The sequence below is a fragment of the Pseudomonas sp. TKO26 genome, assembly GCF_003225665.1.
In the GTDB taxonomy this organism is placed as follows: domain Bacteria; phylum Pseudomonadota; class Gammaproteobacteria; order Pseudomonadales; family Pseudomonadaceae; genus Aquipseudomonas; species Aquipseudomonas saponiphila.
In genome coordinates, this window is sequence record NZ_QKLN01000005.1 from 314193 (window position 1) to 326562 (window position 12370).

General features: G+C 55.8%; 15 protein-coding genes and 1 tRNA gene. 11 read left to right on the forward strand and 5 right to left on the reverse strand.

All coding sequences use genetic code 11. The features are described from left to right. Both DNK59_RS10380 and DNK59_RS10385 read left to right on the forward strand, forming a co-directional pair. Entirely contained in the window at positions 1-306 is a 306-nt protein-coding gene (locus tag DNK59_RS10380) for a hypothetical protein (RefSeq protein ID WP_042940719.1), read from the forward strand. 162 nt (positions 307-468) lie between these two features. Next, positions 469-780 carry an I78 family peptidase inhibitor gene (locus DNK59_RS10385; protein ID WP_060838435.1) on the forward strand — a complete coding sequence of 104 codons (312 nt, stop codon included), beginning with the start codon at positions 469-471 and terminating at the stop codon, positions 778-780. Between the two features lie 66 nt (positions 781-846). Here DNK59_RS10385 and DNK59_RS10390 read toward each other — a convergent pair whose 3' ends face one another. Together DNK59_RS10390 and DNK59_RS10395 are read right to left on the reverse strand one after the other, a co-directional pair. Next, on the reverse strand, positions 847-1059 hold the full coding sequence (locus tag DNK59_RS10390) for a cold-shock protein (protein ID WP_003179963.1): 213 nt from the start codon (positions 1057-1059) through the stop codon (positions 847-849). Positions 1060-1351: 292 nt separating this feature from the next. Next, positions 1352-1651 carry a hypothetical protein gene (locus DNK59_RS10395; protein WP_110723124.1) on the reverse strand — a complete coding sequence of 100 codons (300 nt, stop codon included), beginning with the start codon at positions 1649-1651 and terminating at the stop codon, positions 1352-1354. A 386-nt stretch (positions 1652-2037) separates the two neighbouring features. Here DNK59_RS10395 and thrS point away from each other — a divergent pair, with 386 nt between their 5' ends. From thrS to DNK59_RS10440, 9 genes are all read left to right on the forward strand, one after another. Next, positions 2038-3960, forward strand: a complete 1923-nt coding sequence (gene thrS / locus DNK59_RS10400) for a threonine--tRNA ligase (RefSeq protein WP_092316413.1) — start codon at positions 2038-2040, stop codon at positions 3958-3960. Continuing rightward, on the forward strand, positions 3960-4511 hold the full coding sequence (gene infC, locus DNK59_RS10405) for a translation initiation factor IF-3 (protein WP_169893379.1): 552 nt from the start codon (positions 3960-3962) through the stop codon (positions 4509-4511). Before thrS ends, infC begins: the two co-directional genes overlap by 1 nt. 60 nt (positions 4512-4571) lie before the next feature. Continuing rightward, positions 4572-4766: a 50S ribosomal protein L35 gene (gene rpmI, locus DNK59_RS10410; protein ID WP_002553160.1), complete on the forward strand. Its 195-nt coding sequence runs from the start codon at positions 4572-4574 to the stop codon at positions 4764-4766. Positions 4767-4796: 30 nt separating this feature from the next. Beyond that, complete coding sequence (gene rplT, locus DNK59_RS10415) at positions 4797-5153, forward strand: 50S ribosomal protein L20 (protein WP_016963673.1); 357 nt, start codon at positions 4797-4799, stop codon at positions 5151-5153. Positions 5154-5263: 110 nt separating this feature from the next. Continuing rightward, positions 5264-6280, forward strand: a complete 1017-nt coding sequence (gene pheS, locus DNK59_RS10420) for a phenylalanine--tRNA ligase subunit alpha (RefSeq protein ID WP_011060419.1) — start codon at positions 5264-5266, stop codon at positions 6278-6280. A gap of 35 nt (positions 6281-6315) precedes the next feature. Then, complete coding sequence (gene pheT, locus DNK59_RS10425) at positions 6316-8694, forward strand: phenylalanine--tRNA ligase subunit beta (protein ID WP_110723125.1); 2379 nt, start codon at positions 6316-6318, stop codon at positions 8692-8694. Positions 8695-8697: 3 nt separating this feature from the next. Further along, a complete protein-coding gene (ihfA, locus tag DNK59_RS10430; RefSeq protein ID WP_002553164.1) occupies positions 8698-9000 on the forward strand; it encodes an integration host factor subunit alpha in 303 nt (100 codons plus the stop codon). Then, positions 8981-9337, forward strand: a complete 357-nt coding sequence (locus DNK59_RS10435; protein ID WP_007920509.1) for a MerR family transcriptional regulator — start codon at positions 8981-8983, stop codon at positions 9335-9337. The genes ihfA and DNK59_RS10435 overlap by 20 nt, the downstream gene beginning before the upstream one ends. An 88-nt stretch (positions 9338-9425) precedes the next feature. Beyond that, positions 9426-9502: transfer RNA gene (locus tag DNK59_RS10440), tRNA-Pro, on the forward strand. Between the two features lie 89 nt (positions 9503-9591). On the opposite strand, the gene DNK59_RS10445 is transcribed toward DNK59_RS10440, so the two are convergent. Genes DNK59_RS10445 through DNK59_RS10455 form a run of 3 tightly spaced genes read right to left on the reverse strand, consistent with a single transcriptional unit; the run spans position 9592 to position 11693 of the window. Then, positions 9592-10704 (reverse strand): tyrosine-type recombinase/integrase, encoded by a 1113-nt coding sequence (locus tag DNK59_RS10445; RefSeq protein ID WP_110723126.1) that lies wholly within the window; start codon positions 10702-10704, stop codon positions 9592-9594. Continuing rightward, positions 10704-10916 (reverse strand): hypothetical protein, encoded by a 213-nt coding sequence (locus tag DNK59_RS10450; RefSeq protein WP_110723127.1) that lies wholly within the window; start codon positions 10914-10916, stop codon positions 10704-10706. The genes DNK59_RS10445 and DNK59_RS10450 overlap by 1 nt, the downstream gene beginning before the upstream one ends. Positions 10917-10952: 36 nt before the next feature. Next, positions 10953-11693 carry a metallophosphoesterase gene (locus DNK59_RS10455; RefSeq protein WP_110723128.1) on the reverse strand — a complete coding sequence of 247 codons (741 nt, stop codon included), beginning with the start codon at positions 11691-11693 and terminating at the stop codon, positions 10953-10955. Positions 11694-12370 lie beyond the last annotated feature (677 nt).

A 12370-nucleotide genomic window follows, 5' to 3' on the forward strand; every position in this document is an offset into this window, starting at 1 on the left:
GTGCAAATCGATTTGAACCAGCCTGATGCCCTGACCCTGGAGGCGGTGCGTCAGCTTCTGGCTTCGGCCAGTGATAGCGTGCATACCCAGTTACGTGTCACCAAGGGTGGAATGGCCTACATCTCTTCGGGAGTCGTGGGCGGTGCCGAGATCGAGGGCTTGTTGTTTCGCCTGGAAACCTGGGCGGCGGGATCCGGTTATGTCGGCAACGTGGCGGCCAGTGATGAGGTCTGGGTGATGCAGATTTTCAATGCGCTCAAGCAGAACTGGCCGAAGCCGGCGTTTGACTATATCGACATCTATTGATTGCCGTTCATATTCGGTGACGATTGTCCTGTGAAAGTGGATCGATGGCTGAGGCAGACTTGTCCGCCAGCTGTGGGGCAGGGCAAAAGGCCATTGGTTTTTGAAACCAAACGCAAAATCGACTGTCGCACGAACTCTGCTTAATTTTGAAAAGGAGGCTTCATGCCTTGGAAGCTCGCTTCATTCGGAACCTTGTTGGCCGCCGTTGTCCTCAGTGGATGCAGCACCGCCGGGTCGACAAAGGAACCCGTAGCCTCTGAGTCCGGGCACACGCGTTGTGAAGCATCGGCTGCTGAATTCGCCATCGGCAAGAAGGCTTCTCCAGAGCTGCTGGAGCAGGCTCGTAGTCGTTCTGGGGCGCAATATGCGCGCTTCCTCAAGCCTAACGACATGATCACCCTGGAATACCGTTCCGACCGCTTGAATCTCAACACGGACGCCAGCCTGGTGGTGAATCGAGTCAATTGTGGCTGAGTAGCTTTTTACCCGCCCACAAAAAACCCCGTCACATGTACGGGGTTTTTTTAGCTCGCTGAGAAATTACTCAGGACGAACTTGTGCAGCTTGCATACCCTTTTGGCCTTTCTCAGCCACGAAGGAAACGGTTTGGCCTTCTTTCAGGCTTTTGAAACCGTCGCTTTCAATAGCTTTGAAGTGTACGAACAGGTCGTCACCGCCACCTTGAGGAGTGATGAAGCCGAAGCCTTTTTCATCGTTGAACCATTTTACGGTGCCGGTTTGGCGATTAGACATGGTGTATCTCCAAGAAACATATATTTTCAGTAGTACTGTGCTGCTCAGGCCAACTGGGCACACCGAGCTATCATAGTCGAAATGTTCGACTTGGGAGCCCCCTGTAGGAGTTCTTTGCCTGGTGTGCCGTCGTATTTTGCTCTCCGAGTTGGCTGCAGGCCGCGGTTTAAGCGGCTTTTGCAGAAAACAAATGGCGATAAAAAAACCCGTAAAAGCTGTGTAAATTGTGAAAAAGGCCGCGTTTCAAGCTCGTTGAATGGTCTGGATACGGGCTATTCCCGGCGCGGGCGAGTTATTTGACCGCTCGGCAAGCAGCGATGGCGTCCAGTGCTCGGGTTCTGAGTTCTGCGCTGGGTTGCTTGGTTTTGCTCATCAGTTCCTTGATTTCTTCGGTGGTGAATTTTTCATTCAGCTTGTCTGCACCGCAGGCGCAGTGCTTTTCGGCGCTTTTGGCATCGATGTTTTGGCTGGCTGCGGCGGTGCAGTCCTTCATGTAGTCGGCGCGAGTTCCGGCAGGCCAGGCTGCTTGGGCGCTCAACGGCAGAAGAAGGGCGAGCGGGGCGGCAAGGGCGAACAGTTGGGTGAGGCGCATGGGGCGGGTTCTCCTGAGGTCGATGGCTAGGACGACGATTCTCGATGTATTTGAGGCTCGGCGTACATCGCAAGTTCACTTTCCTGCCAACAAAAGGCCGGAAAGTGGCGGGCGTGAAACATGCTGCGCGATGCTGGGATTTATCTGTGCTAGCATGCCCGGCTTGGGTGTTTTCAAGCTTTGGGTATCTCACTTCCCTCGCAGTCTATGCCTCATTAATTTTTGATGTGAACCCCAGTCACTCTGGTTCGGTTTCCCGGTTGGCCGCAAGGCTCTTGCCACTGTGAGGCAGGCGTTTGTTACAGAACGGCTGGACTGAATCGCGTACTGGCTCATCCCAACCCACGTGACCTTTGGTAGGGGTCACCACTAGGAGAGGAGGCGCCATGCCCACTATTACTCTTCCCGACGGCAGTCAACGTTCATTCGATCACCCGGTTTCCGTAGCTGAGGTCGCCGCATCCATCGGCGCCGGCTTGGCCAAGGCCACCTTGGCCGGTAAGGTCAACGGCAAGCTCGTCGACGCCTGTGATGTGATCGACGGCGATGCAACCTTGCAAATCATCACGCCAAAGGACGAAGAGGGGCTGGAGATCATTCGCCACTCTTGCGCTCACTTGGTGGGGCATGCCGTCAAGCAGTTGTATCCGACTGCCAAGATGGTCATCGGTCCGGTCATCGATGAAGGCTTCTATTACGACATTGCCTACGAGCGTCCTTTCACGCCCGAGGACATGGCCGCCATCGAACAGCGCATGCAGCAGTTGATCGAGAAAGACTACGACGTGATCAAGAAGGTTACGCCGCGAGCCGAAGTCATCGAAGTGTTCAAGTCCCGCGGCGAAGACTACAAGTTGCGCCTGGTGGAGGACATGCCGAATGAGCAGGCAATGGGCCTGTACTATCACGAAGAATATGTCGACATGTGCCGCGGTCCGCACGTGCCGAACACGCGCTTCCTGAAATCCTTCAAGTTGACCAAGCTTTCGGGCGCCTACTGGCGCGGTGACGCCAAGAACGAGCAGTTGCAACGGGTCTACGGTACTGCCTGGGCGGACAAGAAGCAGCTCGCCGCCTACATCCAGCGTATCGAGGAGGCCGAAAAGCGCGACCATCGCAAGATCGGCAAGCGTCTGGGTCTGTTCCATACCCAGGAAGAAGCACCAGGCATGGTGTTCTGGCATCCCAATGGCTGGACTCTGTATCAGGTGCTTGAGCAGTACATGCGTAAGGTGCAGCGTGAAAACGGCTACCTGGAAATCAAGACGCCACAAGTGGTCGATCGCAGTCTTTGGGAAAAGTCCGGGCACTGGGCCAACTATTCCGAGAACATGTTCACCACCGAGTCGGAAAGCCGCGACTACGCAATCAAGCCAATGAACTGCCCATGCCATGTGCAGGTGTTCAATCAAGGGTTGAAGAGCTACCGCGAACTGCCGATGCGCCTGGCCGAGTTCGGAGCTTGCCACCGTAACGAGCCGTCAGGTGCGTTGCACGGCATCATGCGCGTACGGGGCTTCACTCAGGACGATGCGCACATCTTCTGCACCGAAGATCAGATGCAGGCCGAGTCCGCTGCTTTCATCAAGCTGACCATGGATGTCTATGCCGACTTCGGCTTTAAAGACATCGAAATGAAGCTCTCCACTCGTCCTGAAAAACGCGTGGGTTCCGATGACTTGTGGGATCGCGCGGAAAATGCCTTGGCTGCCGCTTTGGATAGCGCTGGGTTGCCGTATGACCTGCAACCGGGCGAAGGTGCGTTCTACGGTCCGAAGATCGAGTTTTCGCTGAAGGACTGCTTGGGGCGTGTCTGGCAGTGCGGTACCTTGCAACTTGACTTCAACCTGCCTATTCGTTTGGGCGCTGAATACGTTTCCGAAGACAATAGCCGCAAGCATCCGGTGATGCTGCACCGGGCTATCCTTGGTTCCTTCGAGCGTTTTGTCGGGATTCTGATCGAGCATTACGAGGGAGCGTTCCCTGCGTGGCTGGCTCCGACTCAGGCCGTGGTGATGAATATCACTGATAAACAGGCAGATTTTGCCCTTGAAGTGGAAAAAACACTCAATCAAAGCGGATTTCGTGCCAAGTCCGACTTGAGAAATGAAAAGATCGGCTTTAAAATCCGCGAGCATACTTTGCTCAAGGTTCCCTATCTCTTGGTTATTGGAGATCGGGAGGTCGAGATGCAGACTGTCGCTGTGCGTACCCGTGAAGGTGAAGACCTGGGCTCGATGCCTGTGGACCAATTCTCGGCGTTCCTCGCACAAGCGGTTTCCCGGCGTGGTCGCCAAGATTCGGAGTAATTATTATTAAGCGTGATATGAGACAAGATAAACGAGCTGCACCGAAAGCCCCGATCAACGAGAATATCTCGGCACGCGAGGTTCGGTTAATTGGCGCTGACGGCGAGCAGATTGGCATCGTCTCGATTGATGAAGCGCTTCGTATAGCTGAAGAAGCCAAGCTGGATCTGGTGGAAATTTCCGCCGACGCAGTCCCGCCTGTTTGCCGGGTGATGGATTACGGCAAGTCGATCTTCGAGAAGAAGAAGCAGATTGCCGCTGCGAAGAAGAACCAGAAGCAGATTCAGGTTAAAGAAATCAAGTTTCGTCCAGGGACGGAGGAAGGGGATTACCAGGTAAAACTGCGCAACCTGGTACGTTTCCTGAGTGACGGGGACAGGGCCAAGGTATCCTTGCGATTCCGCGGCCGTGAGATGGCCCACCAGGAGCTGGGGATGGAACTCCTCAAGCGGGTTGAAGCTGACCTGCAAGAGTACGGTTCGGTCGAACAGCATCCTAAGATGGAAGGACGCCAGCTGATCATGGTCATCGCCCCGAAAAAGAAGAAGTAATCAACAGGGCACGGCAGGCCTTCTGATTATGTTTATCAACTGAATGCGGAGTATCCGAACATGCCAAAGATGAAAACCAAAAGTGGTGCTGCTAAGCGGTTTCTGAAAACTGCTAACGGTATCAAGCACAAGCACGCTTTCAAGAGCCACATCCTGACCAAAATGTCGACCAAGCGTAAGCGTCAACTGCGCGGTAGCAGCTTGCTGCATCCGTCTGACGTGGCAAAAGTCGAGCGCATGCTGCGCCTTCGTTAATTTTTGGATCAAGAATAGAGGAAGTAACTCATGGCTCGTGTAAAGCGTGGCGTCATTGCCCGTAAACGTCACAAAAAAATTCTGAAACTTGCTAAAGGCTACTACGGCGCTCGCTCGCGCGTATTCCGTGTTGCCAAGCAAGCGGTAATCAAGGCAGGCCAATACGCCTACCGTGACCGTCGTCAGAAAAAACGTCAGTTCCGCGCTCTGTGGATCGCTCGTATCAACGCTGGTGCTCGTACCAACGGTCTGTCTTACAGCCGTTTGATCGCTGGCCTGAAAAAGGCGTCCATCGAGATCGACCGTAAGGTTCTGGCTGATCTGGCAGTGAACGAAAAAGCGGCGTTTGCTGCGATTGTCGAGAAAGCTAAAGCCACCTTGGCTTAAGTACCCCCGACAGTCATCCGGGCTCACCTTTCGTGGGCTCTGGTGTTAAACGTCATAAATAGGGGAAGAGCCTTCAAGCTCTTCCCCTATTTTGTATCTGGAGTCTGTACATGGAAAACCTGGATGCGCTGGTTTCTCAAGCACTTGAGGCCGTGCAACACGCTGAAGACATCAATGCCCTGGAGCAGATCCGGGTTCACTTCCTTGGCAAGAAGGGCGAACTGACTCAGGTGATGAAGACCCTGGGCAATCTCCCTGCCGAAGAGCGCCCGCAAGTCGGTGCGCTGATCAACGTGGCCAAGGAGCGTGTGACAGAGGTTCTCAATGCGCGCAAAGCCGCTTTCGAGGAGGCGGAACTCAGCGCCAAGCTCGCAGCCGAATGCATTGATGTAACCCTGCCGGGCCGTGGCCAGACCTCTGGTGGTCTGCACCCGATTACACGGACCCTGGAACGTATCGAACAGTTCTTTACCCATATTGGCTATGGCATCGCCGAAGGCCCTGAGGTCGAAGACGACTATCACAACTTTGAGGCGCTCAACATCCCTGGCCATCACCCGGCCCGGTCGATGCATGACACCTTCTATTTCAATGCGAACATGTTGCTGCGCACCCATACCTCGCCGGTACAGGTCCGCACCATGGAATCGCAGCAGCCGCCGATTCGCATCGTCTGCCCGGGCCGTGTGTATCGTAGCGACTCCGATATCACCCACTCACCAATGTTCCACCAGGTCGAAGGCCTGCTGGTCGACCGCGATATCAACTTCGCTGACCTGAAAGGCACCATTGAAGAGTTCTTGCGGGTGTTCTTTGAAAAAGAACTGGCCGTACGTTTCCGTCCCTCCTACTTCCCGTTCACCGAGCCTTCCGCCGAAGTTGATATGGAATGTGTGATGTGCAGCGGCAAAGGCTGCCGTGTCTGCAAGCAGACTGGCTGGCTGGAGGTGATGGGTTGCGGCATGGTTCACCCGAACGTGCTGCGTATGTCCGGGATCGACCCGGAAGAGTTCCAGGGCTTTGCCTTCGGCATGGGCGCCGAGCGCTTGGCCATGCTGCGTTACGGTGTCAATGACTTGCGCCTGTTCTTCGACAACGACTTGCGGTTCCTTGCGCAATTTCGCTAGTCGCGCGTCCGTAACGAATCTACTAGGAGAGCAGGATGAAATTCAGTGAACAATGGTTGCGTGGCTGGGTTAGCCCGCAAGTAAGTCGCGACGAGTTGGTTGCTCGTCTGTCGATGGCCGGTCTTGAGGTTGATAGCGTAACGCCAGCCGCCGGTGTTTTCAGTGGGGTAGTGGTGGGTGAGGTGTTGAGCACCGAGCAGCACCCGGATGCCGACAAGTTGCGTGTGTGCCAGGTCAGTAATGGAGCGGAAACTTTCCAAGTGGTCTGCGGCGCACCCAACGTGCGCCCAGGGCTGAAAGTCCCATTTGCGATGATTGGCGCCGAGCTACCGGGCGACTTCAAGATCAAGAAAGCCAAACTGCGTGGTGTTGAGTCCAACGGCATGTTGTGTTCGCAGGCAGAGCTGCAGATCGGCGAAGGTAATGACGGTCTGATGGAGTTGCCGGTTGATGCCCCGGTGGGGGACGACATTCGTGCCTACCTGAATCTTGACGATGCCAGTATCGAGGTCGATCTGACGCCAAACCGCGGTGACTGCCTGTCCCTGGCCGGCTTGGCCCGAGAAGTTGGCGCGCTCTACGCGGCGAAGGTCCAGCGTCCAGAAGTGAAAGCAGTGGTTGCCGCCCATGAGGAAGTCCGCCCTGTGGAAGTCCTGGCTCCAGCCGCCTGTCCACGCTACTTGGGCCGGGTCATTCGTAACGTCGATCTTTCCAAGCCTACCCCGCTGTGGATGGTTGAGCGCCTGCGTCGCGCTGATGTACGCAGCATCGATGCTGCGGTGGACATCACCAACTATGTGATGCTTGAGCTGGGTCAGCCGCTGCATGCTTTTGATCTCGCGGAGATCAACGGTGGCATTCGCGTGCGCATGGCGGAAGAGGGCGAGAAGCTGGTACTTCTCGACGGCCAGGAAGTGACACTGCGTAGCGATACCCTGGTGATCGCTGACCATGCCCGCGCCCTGGCAATTGCTGGTGTGATGGGGGGTGAGCACAGTGGCGTAACCGCCAACACGCGTGATGTATTCCTGGAAAGCGCGTTCTTCGATCAGATCGCGGTTGCCGGGAAGGCCCGTTCCTATGGCCTGCACACTGATGCGTCCCATCGCTATGAGCGCGGTGTGGATTGGCAACTAGCCCGCGAAGCTATGGAGCGTGCGACCGGTCTGCTGCTGGAGATCACTGGCGGTGACGCGGGCCCGATCATTGAAACAGTCAGTGAGCAGCACTTGCCGTCTGTAGCGCCTGTAACCTTGCGCGCTGAACGCATTACCCAGATGTTGGGCATGGCGATGGATGGTTCTGAGGTTGAGCGTCTGCTCAGCGGGCTGGGCCTGGCAGTGACTGCCGACGGAGCAGGGCAATGGCGTGTTGAAGTGCCGAGCCATCGTTTCGATATCAGCCTCGAAGTCGATTTGATCGAAGAGTTGGCGCGTCTCTATGGTTACAACCGTCTGCCGGTTCGCTATCCACAGGCCCGTCTGGCCCCTCAGGCCAAGGCGGAAGCGCAAGGTGATCTCCCGGCATTGCGGCGTTTGTTGGTTGCACGTGGCTACCAGGAAGCAATCACTTACAGCTTCATCGATCCAAAACTCTTTGAGTTGTTCAATCCGGGTGTCGAACCGCTACTGCTGGCCAACCCGATTTCGGCCGACATGGCAGCCATGCGTTCGTCATTGTGGCCGGGGTTGGTCAAGGCGCTTCAGCACAACCTGAACCGTCAACAGGATCGTGTCCGCTTGTTTGAAAGCGGCTTGCGTTTCGTCGGCCAGCTGGAAGGGTTGAAGCAGCAGCCAATGCTTGCGGGCGTCGTTTGTGGCAGTCGCTTGCCTGAAGGCTGGGCACAAGGTCGCGATGTTGTGGACTTCTTTGACGTCAAGGCGGACGTTGAGGCTGTGTTGGGGATTGCAGGGGCTCTGGATGCATTCGCTTTCGTTCCGGGCAAGCACCCTGCGCTGCATCCTGGTCAGACTGCGCGTATCGAGCGCGATGGTCGCGAGATCGGCTATTTGGGAGCGATTCACCCAGAGTTGGCAAAGACCCTCGGCCTGGACCGTCCAGTTTATGTGTTTGAGCTGGTTCTGAGCGAAGTGGCTCAAGGTCGCTTGCCGAAATTCCACGAGTTGTCACGCTTCCCAGAAGTGCGTCGAGATCTGGCGTTGCTGGCAGATCGTGATGTTGCGGCGAGCGCCGTTCTGGACGTGATTCGTGAAAATGCAGGTGAATGGCTGACAGACCTCAGGCTATTTGACGTGTACCAGGGTAAAGGCATTGATCCGCATAGAAAAAGCCTTGCCGTCGGCTTGACCTGGCAGCATCCATCGCGCACTCTTAATGACGATGAGGTGAACTCCACGACGCAAAATATCCTCACCTCGCTCGAACAAAGGTTGAACGCCACGTTAAGGAAGTGACGTATGGGGGCTCTGACGAAAGCTGAAATGGCCGAACGTCTCTACGAAGAGCTAGGCCTGAATAAACGCGAGGCCAAGGAATTGGTCGAGCTGTTCTTTGAAGAAATCAGGCATGCTCTCGAAGATAACGAACAGGTCAAATTGTCCGGTTTCGGTAACTTCGACCTTCGGGATAAACGCCAGCGTCCTGGCCGCAACCCGAAAACGGGTGAAGAAATCCCAATCACGGCTCGCCGTGTGGTCACCTTTCGTCCAGGGCAGAAGTTGAAGGCCCGAGTTGAGGCATATGCTGGAACCAAGTCATAACGACGAGCTCCCGGTGATCCCGGGTAAACGCTACTTCACCATAGGTGAAGTCAGCGAGCTCTGTGCGGTCAAGCCGCATGTGCTGCGTTATTGGGAGCAGGAGTTTCCTCAACTCAACCCTGTCAAGCGCCGCGGAAATCGCCGGTATTATCAGCGTCAGGATGTGCTGATGATCCGGCAAATCCGCGCGCTGCTCTACGATCAGGGATTCACCATCGGTGGTGCACGCCTGCGCCTGTCCGGTGATGAGGCCAAAGACGATACCACCCAGTACAAGCAACTGATCCGTCAGATGATTTCCGAATTGGAAGATGTGCTTGTGGTGCTCAAGAAGTAATTCTCTGTTTTAAATACTTCCACTTTTCAAAAGCTTGCGGTATATTCCTCAACGTTTCCTGAGAAGTGAAACGGGTTTCACGCCTAGTCGGGGCGTAGCGCAGTCCGGTAGCGCACTAGCATGGGGTGCTAGGGGTCGAGTGTTCGAATCACTCCGTCCCGACCATATTTTATGAGTAAAATCAGACATTTAAGCCGATCATCTAGATCGGCTTTTTTGTGCCCGCGCAAAACCTGCGCAATACTCGCGCAAAACTATCCGGTGATTTCGCTGATATTCAGGTCTGGAATTGCTTCTGACCAGACGATTTCGGCGTGGTCTCGCTGGTAGTTTTTGGTCATGGTCTCACTGGCGTGCCCGGCGATCTTCTGCCCATCCTTACCGGCCTTCTGATACAAGTGCAGCGACAATGCCCGCACTTCGTGAAAGCCGGGCATTTCCTCCTCTTTCCATCCTTTGTAACAACCCGCCGCCTCCCGAGCTTCTTTGAAGGCTCGGGTCAAATACCGTTCCTCGACTTGCGTCCAGTGGTCCTTTGTTTGCGCCTGCTTTTGCTTCTTGCGGTCAGGCCGGCGGTGGATCAGGTAGGGCGAGACGATGTCATCCCGACACCGGCTGATCACAGCCTGTAGTTCTTCGGTCACCTTGAACCGGATCCATGCCGCGTCACTGGCCTTTGCTGTCTTCTGCTGCACTACATACAGAAATCCTTCCCGAACCCCGTCGAATCGCATGTTGAGGATGTCGGTGCGGCGCTGCGCCGTGATCAGCGCCAGGTCGATTGCGTTCTGCAGCCAGGCCGGCGACTTCTCCCGGATAGCTTTCAGGCCTTCGACGGTGTGCCGCTTGCGCTGCTTCTTCTCGATTCGGTTGATGGTGCTGGCTGCCGGGTTGTCCGGACACAGGCCTTTAGCCGCTGCGTGATTGAAGATGTCGATCAGCAGTGCGCGACACTGGTTTGCAGTTCGAGGCGTGAGTGCGTCCAGCATCTCCGCAATCATACGGATGGTGATCTGGTCGAGGGCCTGGCCTTCGAAGTGCTTTCGAAAGCGGCGAAAGTGGACGGCGTAAAGGCCCAGGGTGCCCTTGGCTAGCTCGCGTGGCGGCAGGACATCGCGCTCATAGATATCCAGGAAGCCGGCGAAAGATTCGGAGGCGTTGCCCATTACCGCACCCACCAGATCGGCGCCGCGCATGAACTCCAGGTTCAGTTGCTTCGCGGCGTCGATCGCTTTGATTCGGTCGGTGCCGAATTGGAACCACTTACCGTCGGTTGGCCGTCGGTAGCGATAGCTCGAGCGCCGCGAGTCGAAGTACAGGTTCTGCGGCAGGTTCTTGTTCGCCTTGTTGCGCGGCCTCGGGACCATCATGCCGCTCCTTTCAGAACCATTGCGACAAGTTCGTTGCCTGCCGACTTACTGAACGCTGTCCAGTCAACGTACCAGAGTTTGCCGATTTGCTCGCCGGGCAACTTGCCGTTACGGATGTAGTTGCGAATTGCCTGTGGGCACGGTGGTGTGCCGTTTTCGCCCCAGCGCCGACGCTGGAATTCACTGATCTTGATCAGCTCTTTTTTCATGGGGTTCTCCACGCCGCGCTTGGCGGCAGAAGGTGGTTAATCCCAGTCCTTGCTCAAGGCCGGACGGGTTGCGGGAATGGTTTCAAGGGTGTGCAGGTTGAGCAGCGTGAAATAGCCGCTATCAGGCATCCATCCGGCGGTGTCGATGTGGATGACGTTGCCGAGCGTGGCGGGATCGCGGATAGGGGTGTGGCCGACGACCAGAGCGCGGACGCCTTCGACGCCTTGTGTTTCCTGATGCTCGAAACGGCTGCGCGACCACATGCAACTGTTCTGCACCTGTTTGAGCCTCTTATTGCTTTCGGGCGACTCCAGTTCGGCGCACAACTGGCCCCAGGTGGGAAACGGGCAATCTGCGTGAACGATGCCGATCAGGCCTTCGGTCGTTTCAACCTCGATCGCAATCGGCAAGTCTTGGAACATAACCTGGTAGTTTTGCTGCTCTGTGAGTGGCAGACCAACGAACCAAACGCCGCCGTTGTACATCCAGTTGTCAACGTCGCAGGTATCGAACCGGCAGACGTAATCGTCATGATTTCCGCGCACCGGGTGAAACCATGGCTTATTCAGCCACTTGATTACGTCTTCGCACTCGGGCCCGCGGTCAACCAAGTCGCCAACGCTGAACAGTCGGTCAACAGCAGGGTCGAAACCGGCCGCGTCCAGCGCTTCCTGAAGTCGGGTGAAGTGCCCGTGAATGTCGCCAACCGCGAAATCCCGGCCAGCAGTGCTTGCGGCGAAGCGCTTCACGCGCGACACCTCGATATTTTCGAGCATGCGGAATACCTCGCCCGCCCGCCGGCTCCAATTGTTAAGTGGGTTTAGTTTCTGACTTGTTCTATCGCCGCCGGCATTGCGCCATGGCACTCTCTCTGCGTTCGCCCGGCCTATGCCCTTGCTTTCACGGATGATTAGGCCCGCTCTCGGGCCGGGCGGACTCTTCTGGACCAGTCCTGTCGGAGTGTGACCAGTCCGCCGAGTTTTACGACTCAGCTGGCTTGGACCGTGACGATTTTGTTGAACTTAGGTAACTTGGCATTTTCCCTTCACGGATGACGGATTCATGCCAAGAACGAATCGTATTGCAAAAAATGCTCTGAGCATCTCGCTGCTGGGCCTACTAGTCACTAGCACATTGGCCTTGGGGGAAACTCAAAAGGTGACCGATCTGTTAAGCAGTGGCTATGAGATCAAAGCTGCCTACCAGTCGCCAGCAAGAGTCGGCACGGTTCACTTTCTAATCTTGCAAAAAGGCTCGTCTGCGTTCCAATGTATGAGCTACGGTTCCGAATTAAGGCCGAAATTCTTCGACTATTCCAACACCTACTCTTGCGCAAAAGTTCAGGATCTGATTCCCGTCCAGCCTAACCTCGGGCAATGAACCAAAAGTGCATTTACGGTTATGGGTTACGCTGTATTTGGTCTAGGCCGCGCAGGTTCGGCAACGTCATTCA

What these genes read in the sequence shown, in the direction of transcription:
- rpmI (WP_002553160.1), top strand. Translation starts at nt 4,572, where the DNA reads ATGCCAAAGATGAAAACCAAAAGTGGTGCTGCTAAGCGGTTTCTGAAA.
- pheT (WP_110723125.1), top strand. Translation starts at nt 6,316, where the DNA reads ATGAAATTCAGTGAACAATGGTTGCGTGGCTGGGTTAGCCCGCAAGTA.
- DNK59_RS10455 (WP_110723128.1), bottom strand. Translation starts at nt 11,693, where the DNA reads ATGCTCGAAAATATCGAGGTGTCGCGCGTGAAGCGCTTCGCCGCAAGC.
- rplT (WP_016963673.1), top strand. Translation starts at nt 4,797, where the DNA reads ATGGCTCGTGTAAAGCGTGGCGTCATTGCCCGTAAACGTCACAAAAAA.
- DNK59_RS10435 (WP_007920509.1), top strand. Translation starts at nt 8,981, where the DNA reads ATGCTGGAACCAAGTCATAACGACGAGCTCCCGGTGATCCCGGGTAAA.
- pheS (WP_011060419.1), top strand. Translation starts at nt 5,264, where the DNA reads ATGGAAAACCTGGATGCGCTGGTTTCTCAAGCACTTGAGGCCGTGCAA.
- DNK59_RS10395 (WP_110723124.1), bottom strand. Translation starts at nt 1,651, where the DNA reads ATGCGCCTCACCCAACTGTTCGCCCTTGCCGCCCCGCTCGCCCTTCTT.
- DNK59_RS10385 (WP_060838435.1), top strand. Translation starts at nt 469, where the DNA reads ATGCCTTGGAAGCTCGCTTCATTCGGAACCTTGTTGGCCGCCGTTGTC.
- thrS (WP_092316413.1), top strand. Translation starts at nt 2,038, where the DNA reads ATGCCCACTATTACTCTTCCCGACGGCAGTCAACGTTCATTCGATCAC.
- DNK59_RS10450 (WP_110723127.1), bottom strand. Translation starts at nt 10,916, where the DNA reads ATGAAAAAAGAGCTGATCAAGATCAGTGAATTCCAGCGTCGGCGCTGG.
- DNK59_RS10445 (WP_110723126.1), bottom strand. Translation starts at nt 10,704, where the DNA reads ATGGTCCCGAGGCCGCGCAACAAGGCGAACAAGAACCTGCCGCAGAAC.
- ihfA (WP_002553164.1), top strand. Translation starts at nt 8,698, where the DNA reads ATGGGGGCTCTGACGAAAGCTGAAATGGCCGAACGTCTCTACGAAGAG.
- DNK59_RS10390 (WP_003179963.1), bottom strand. Translation starts at nt 1,059, where the DNA reads ATGTCTAATCGCCAAACCGGCACCGTAAAATGGTTCAACGATGAAAAA.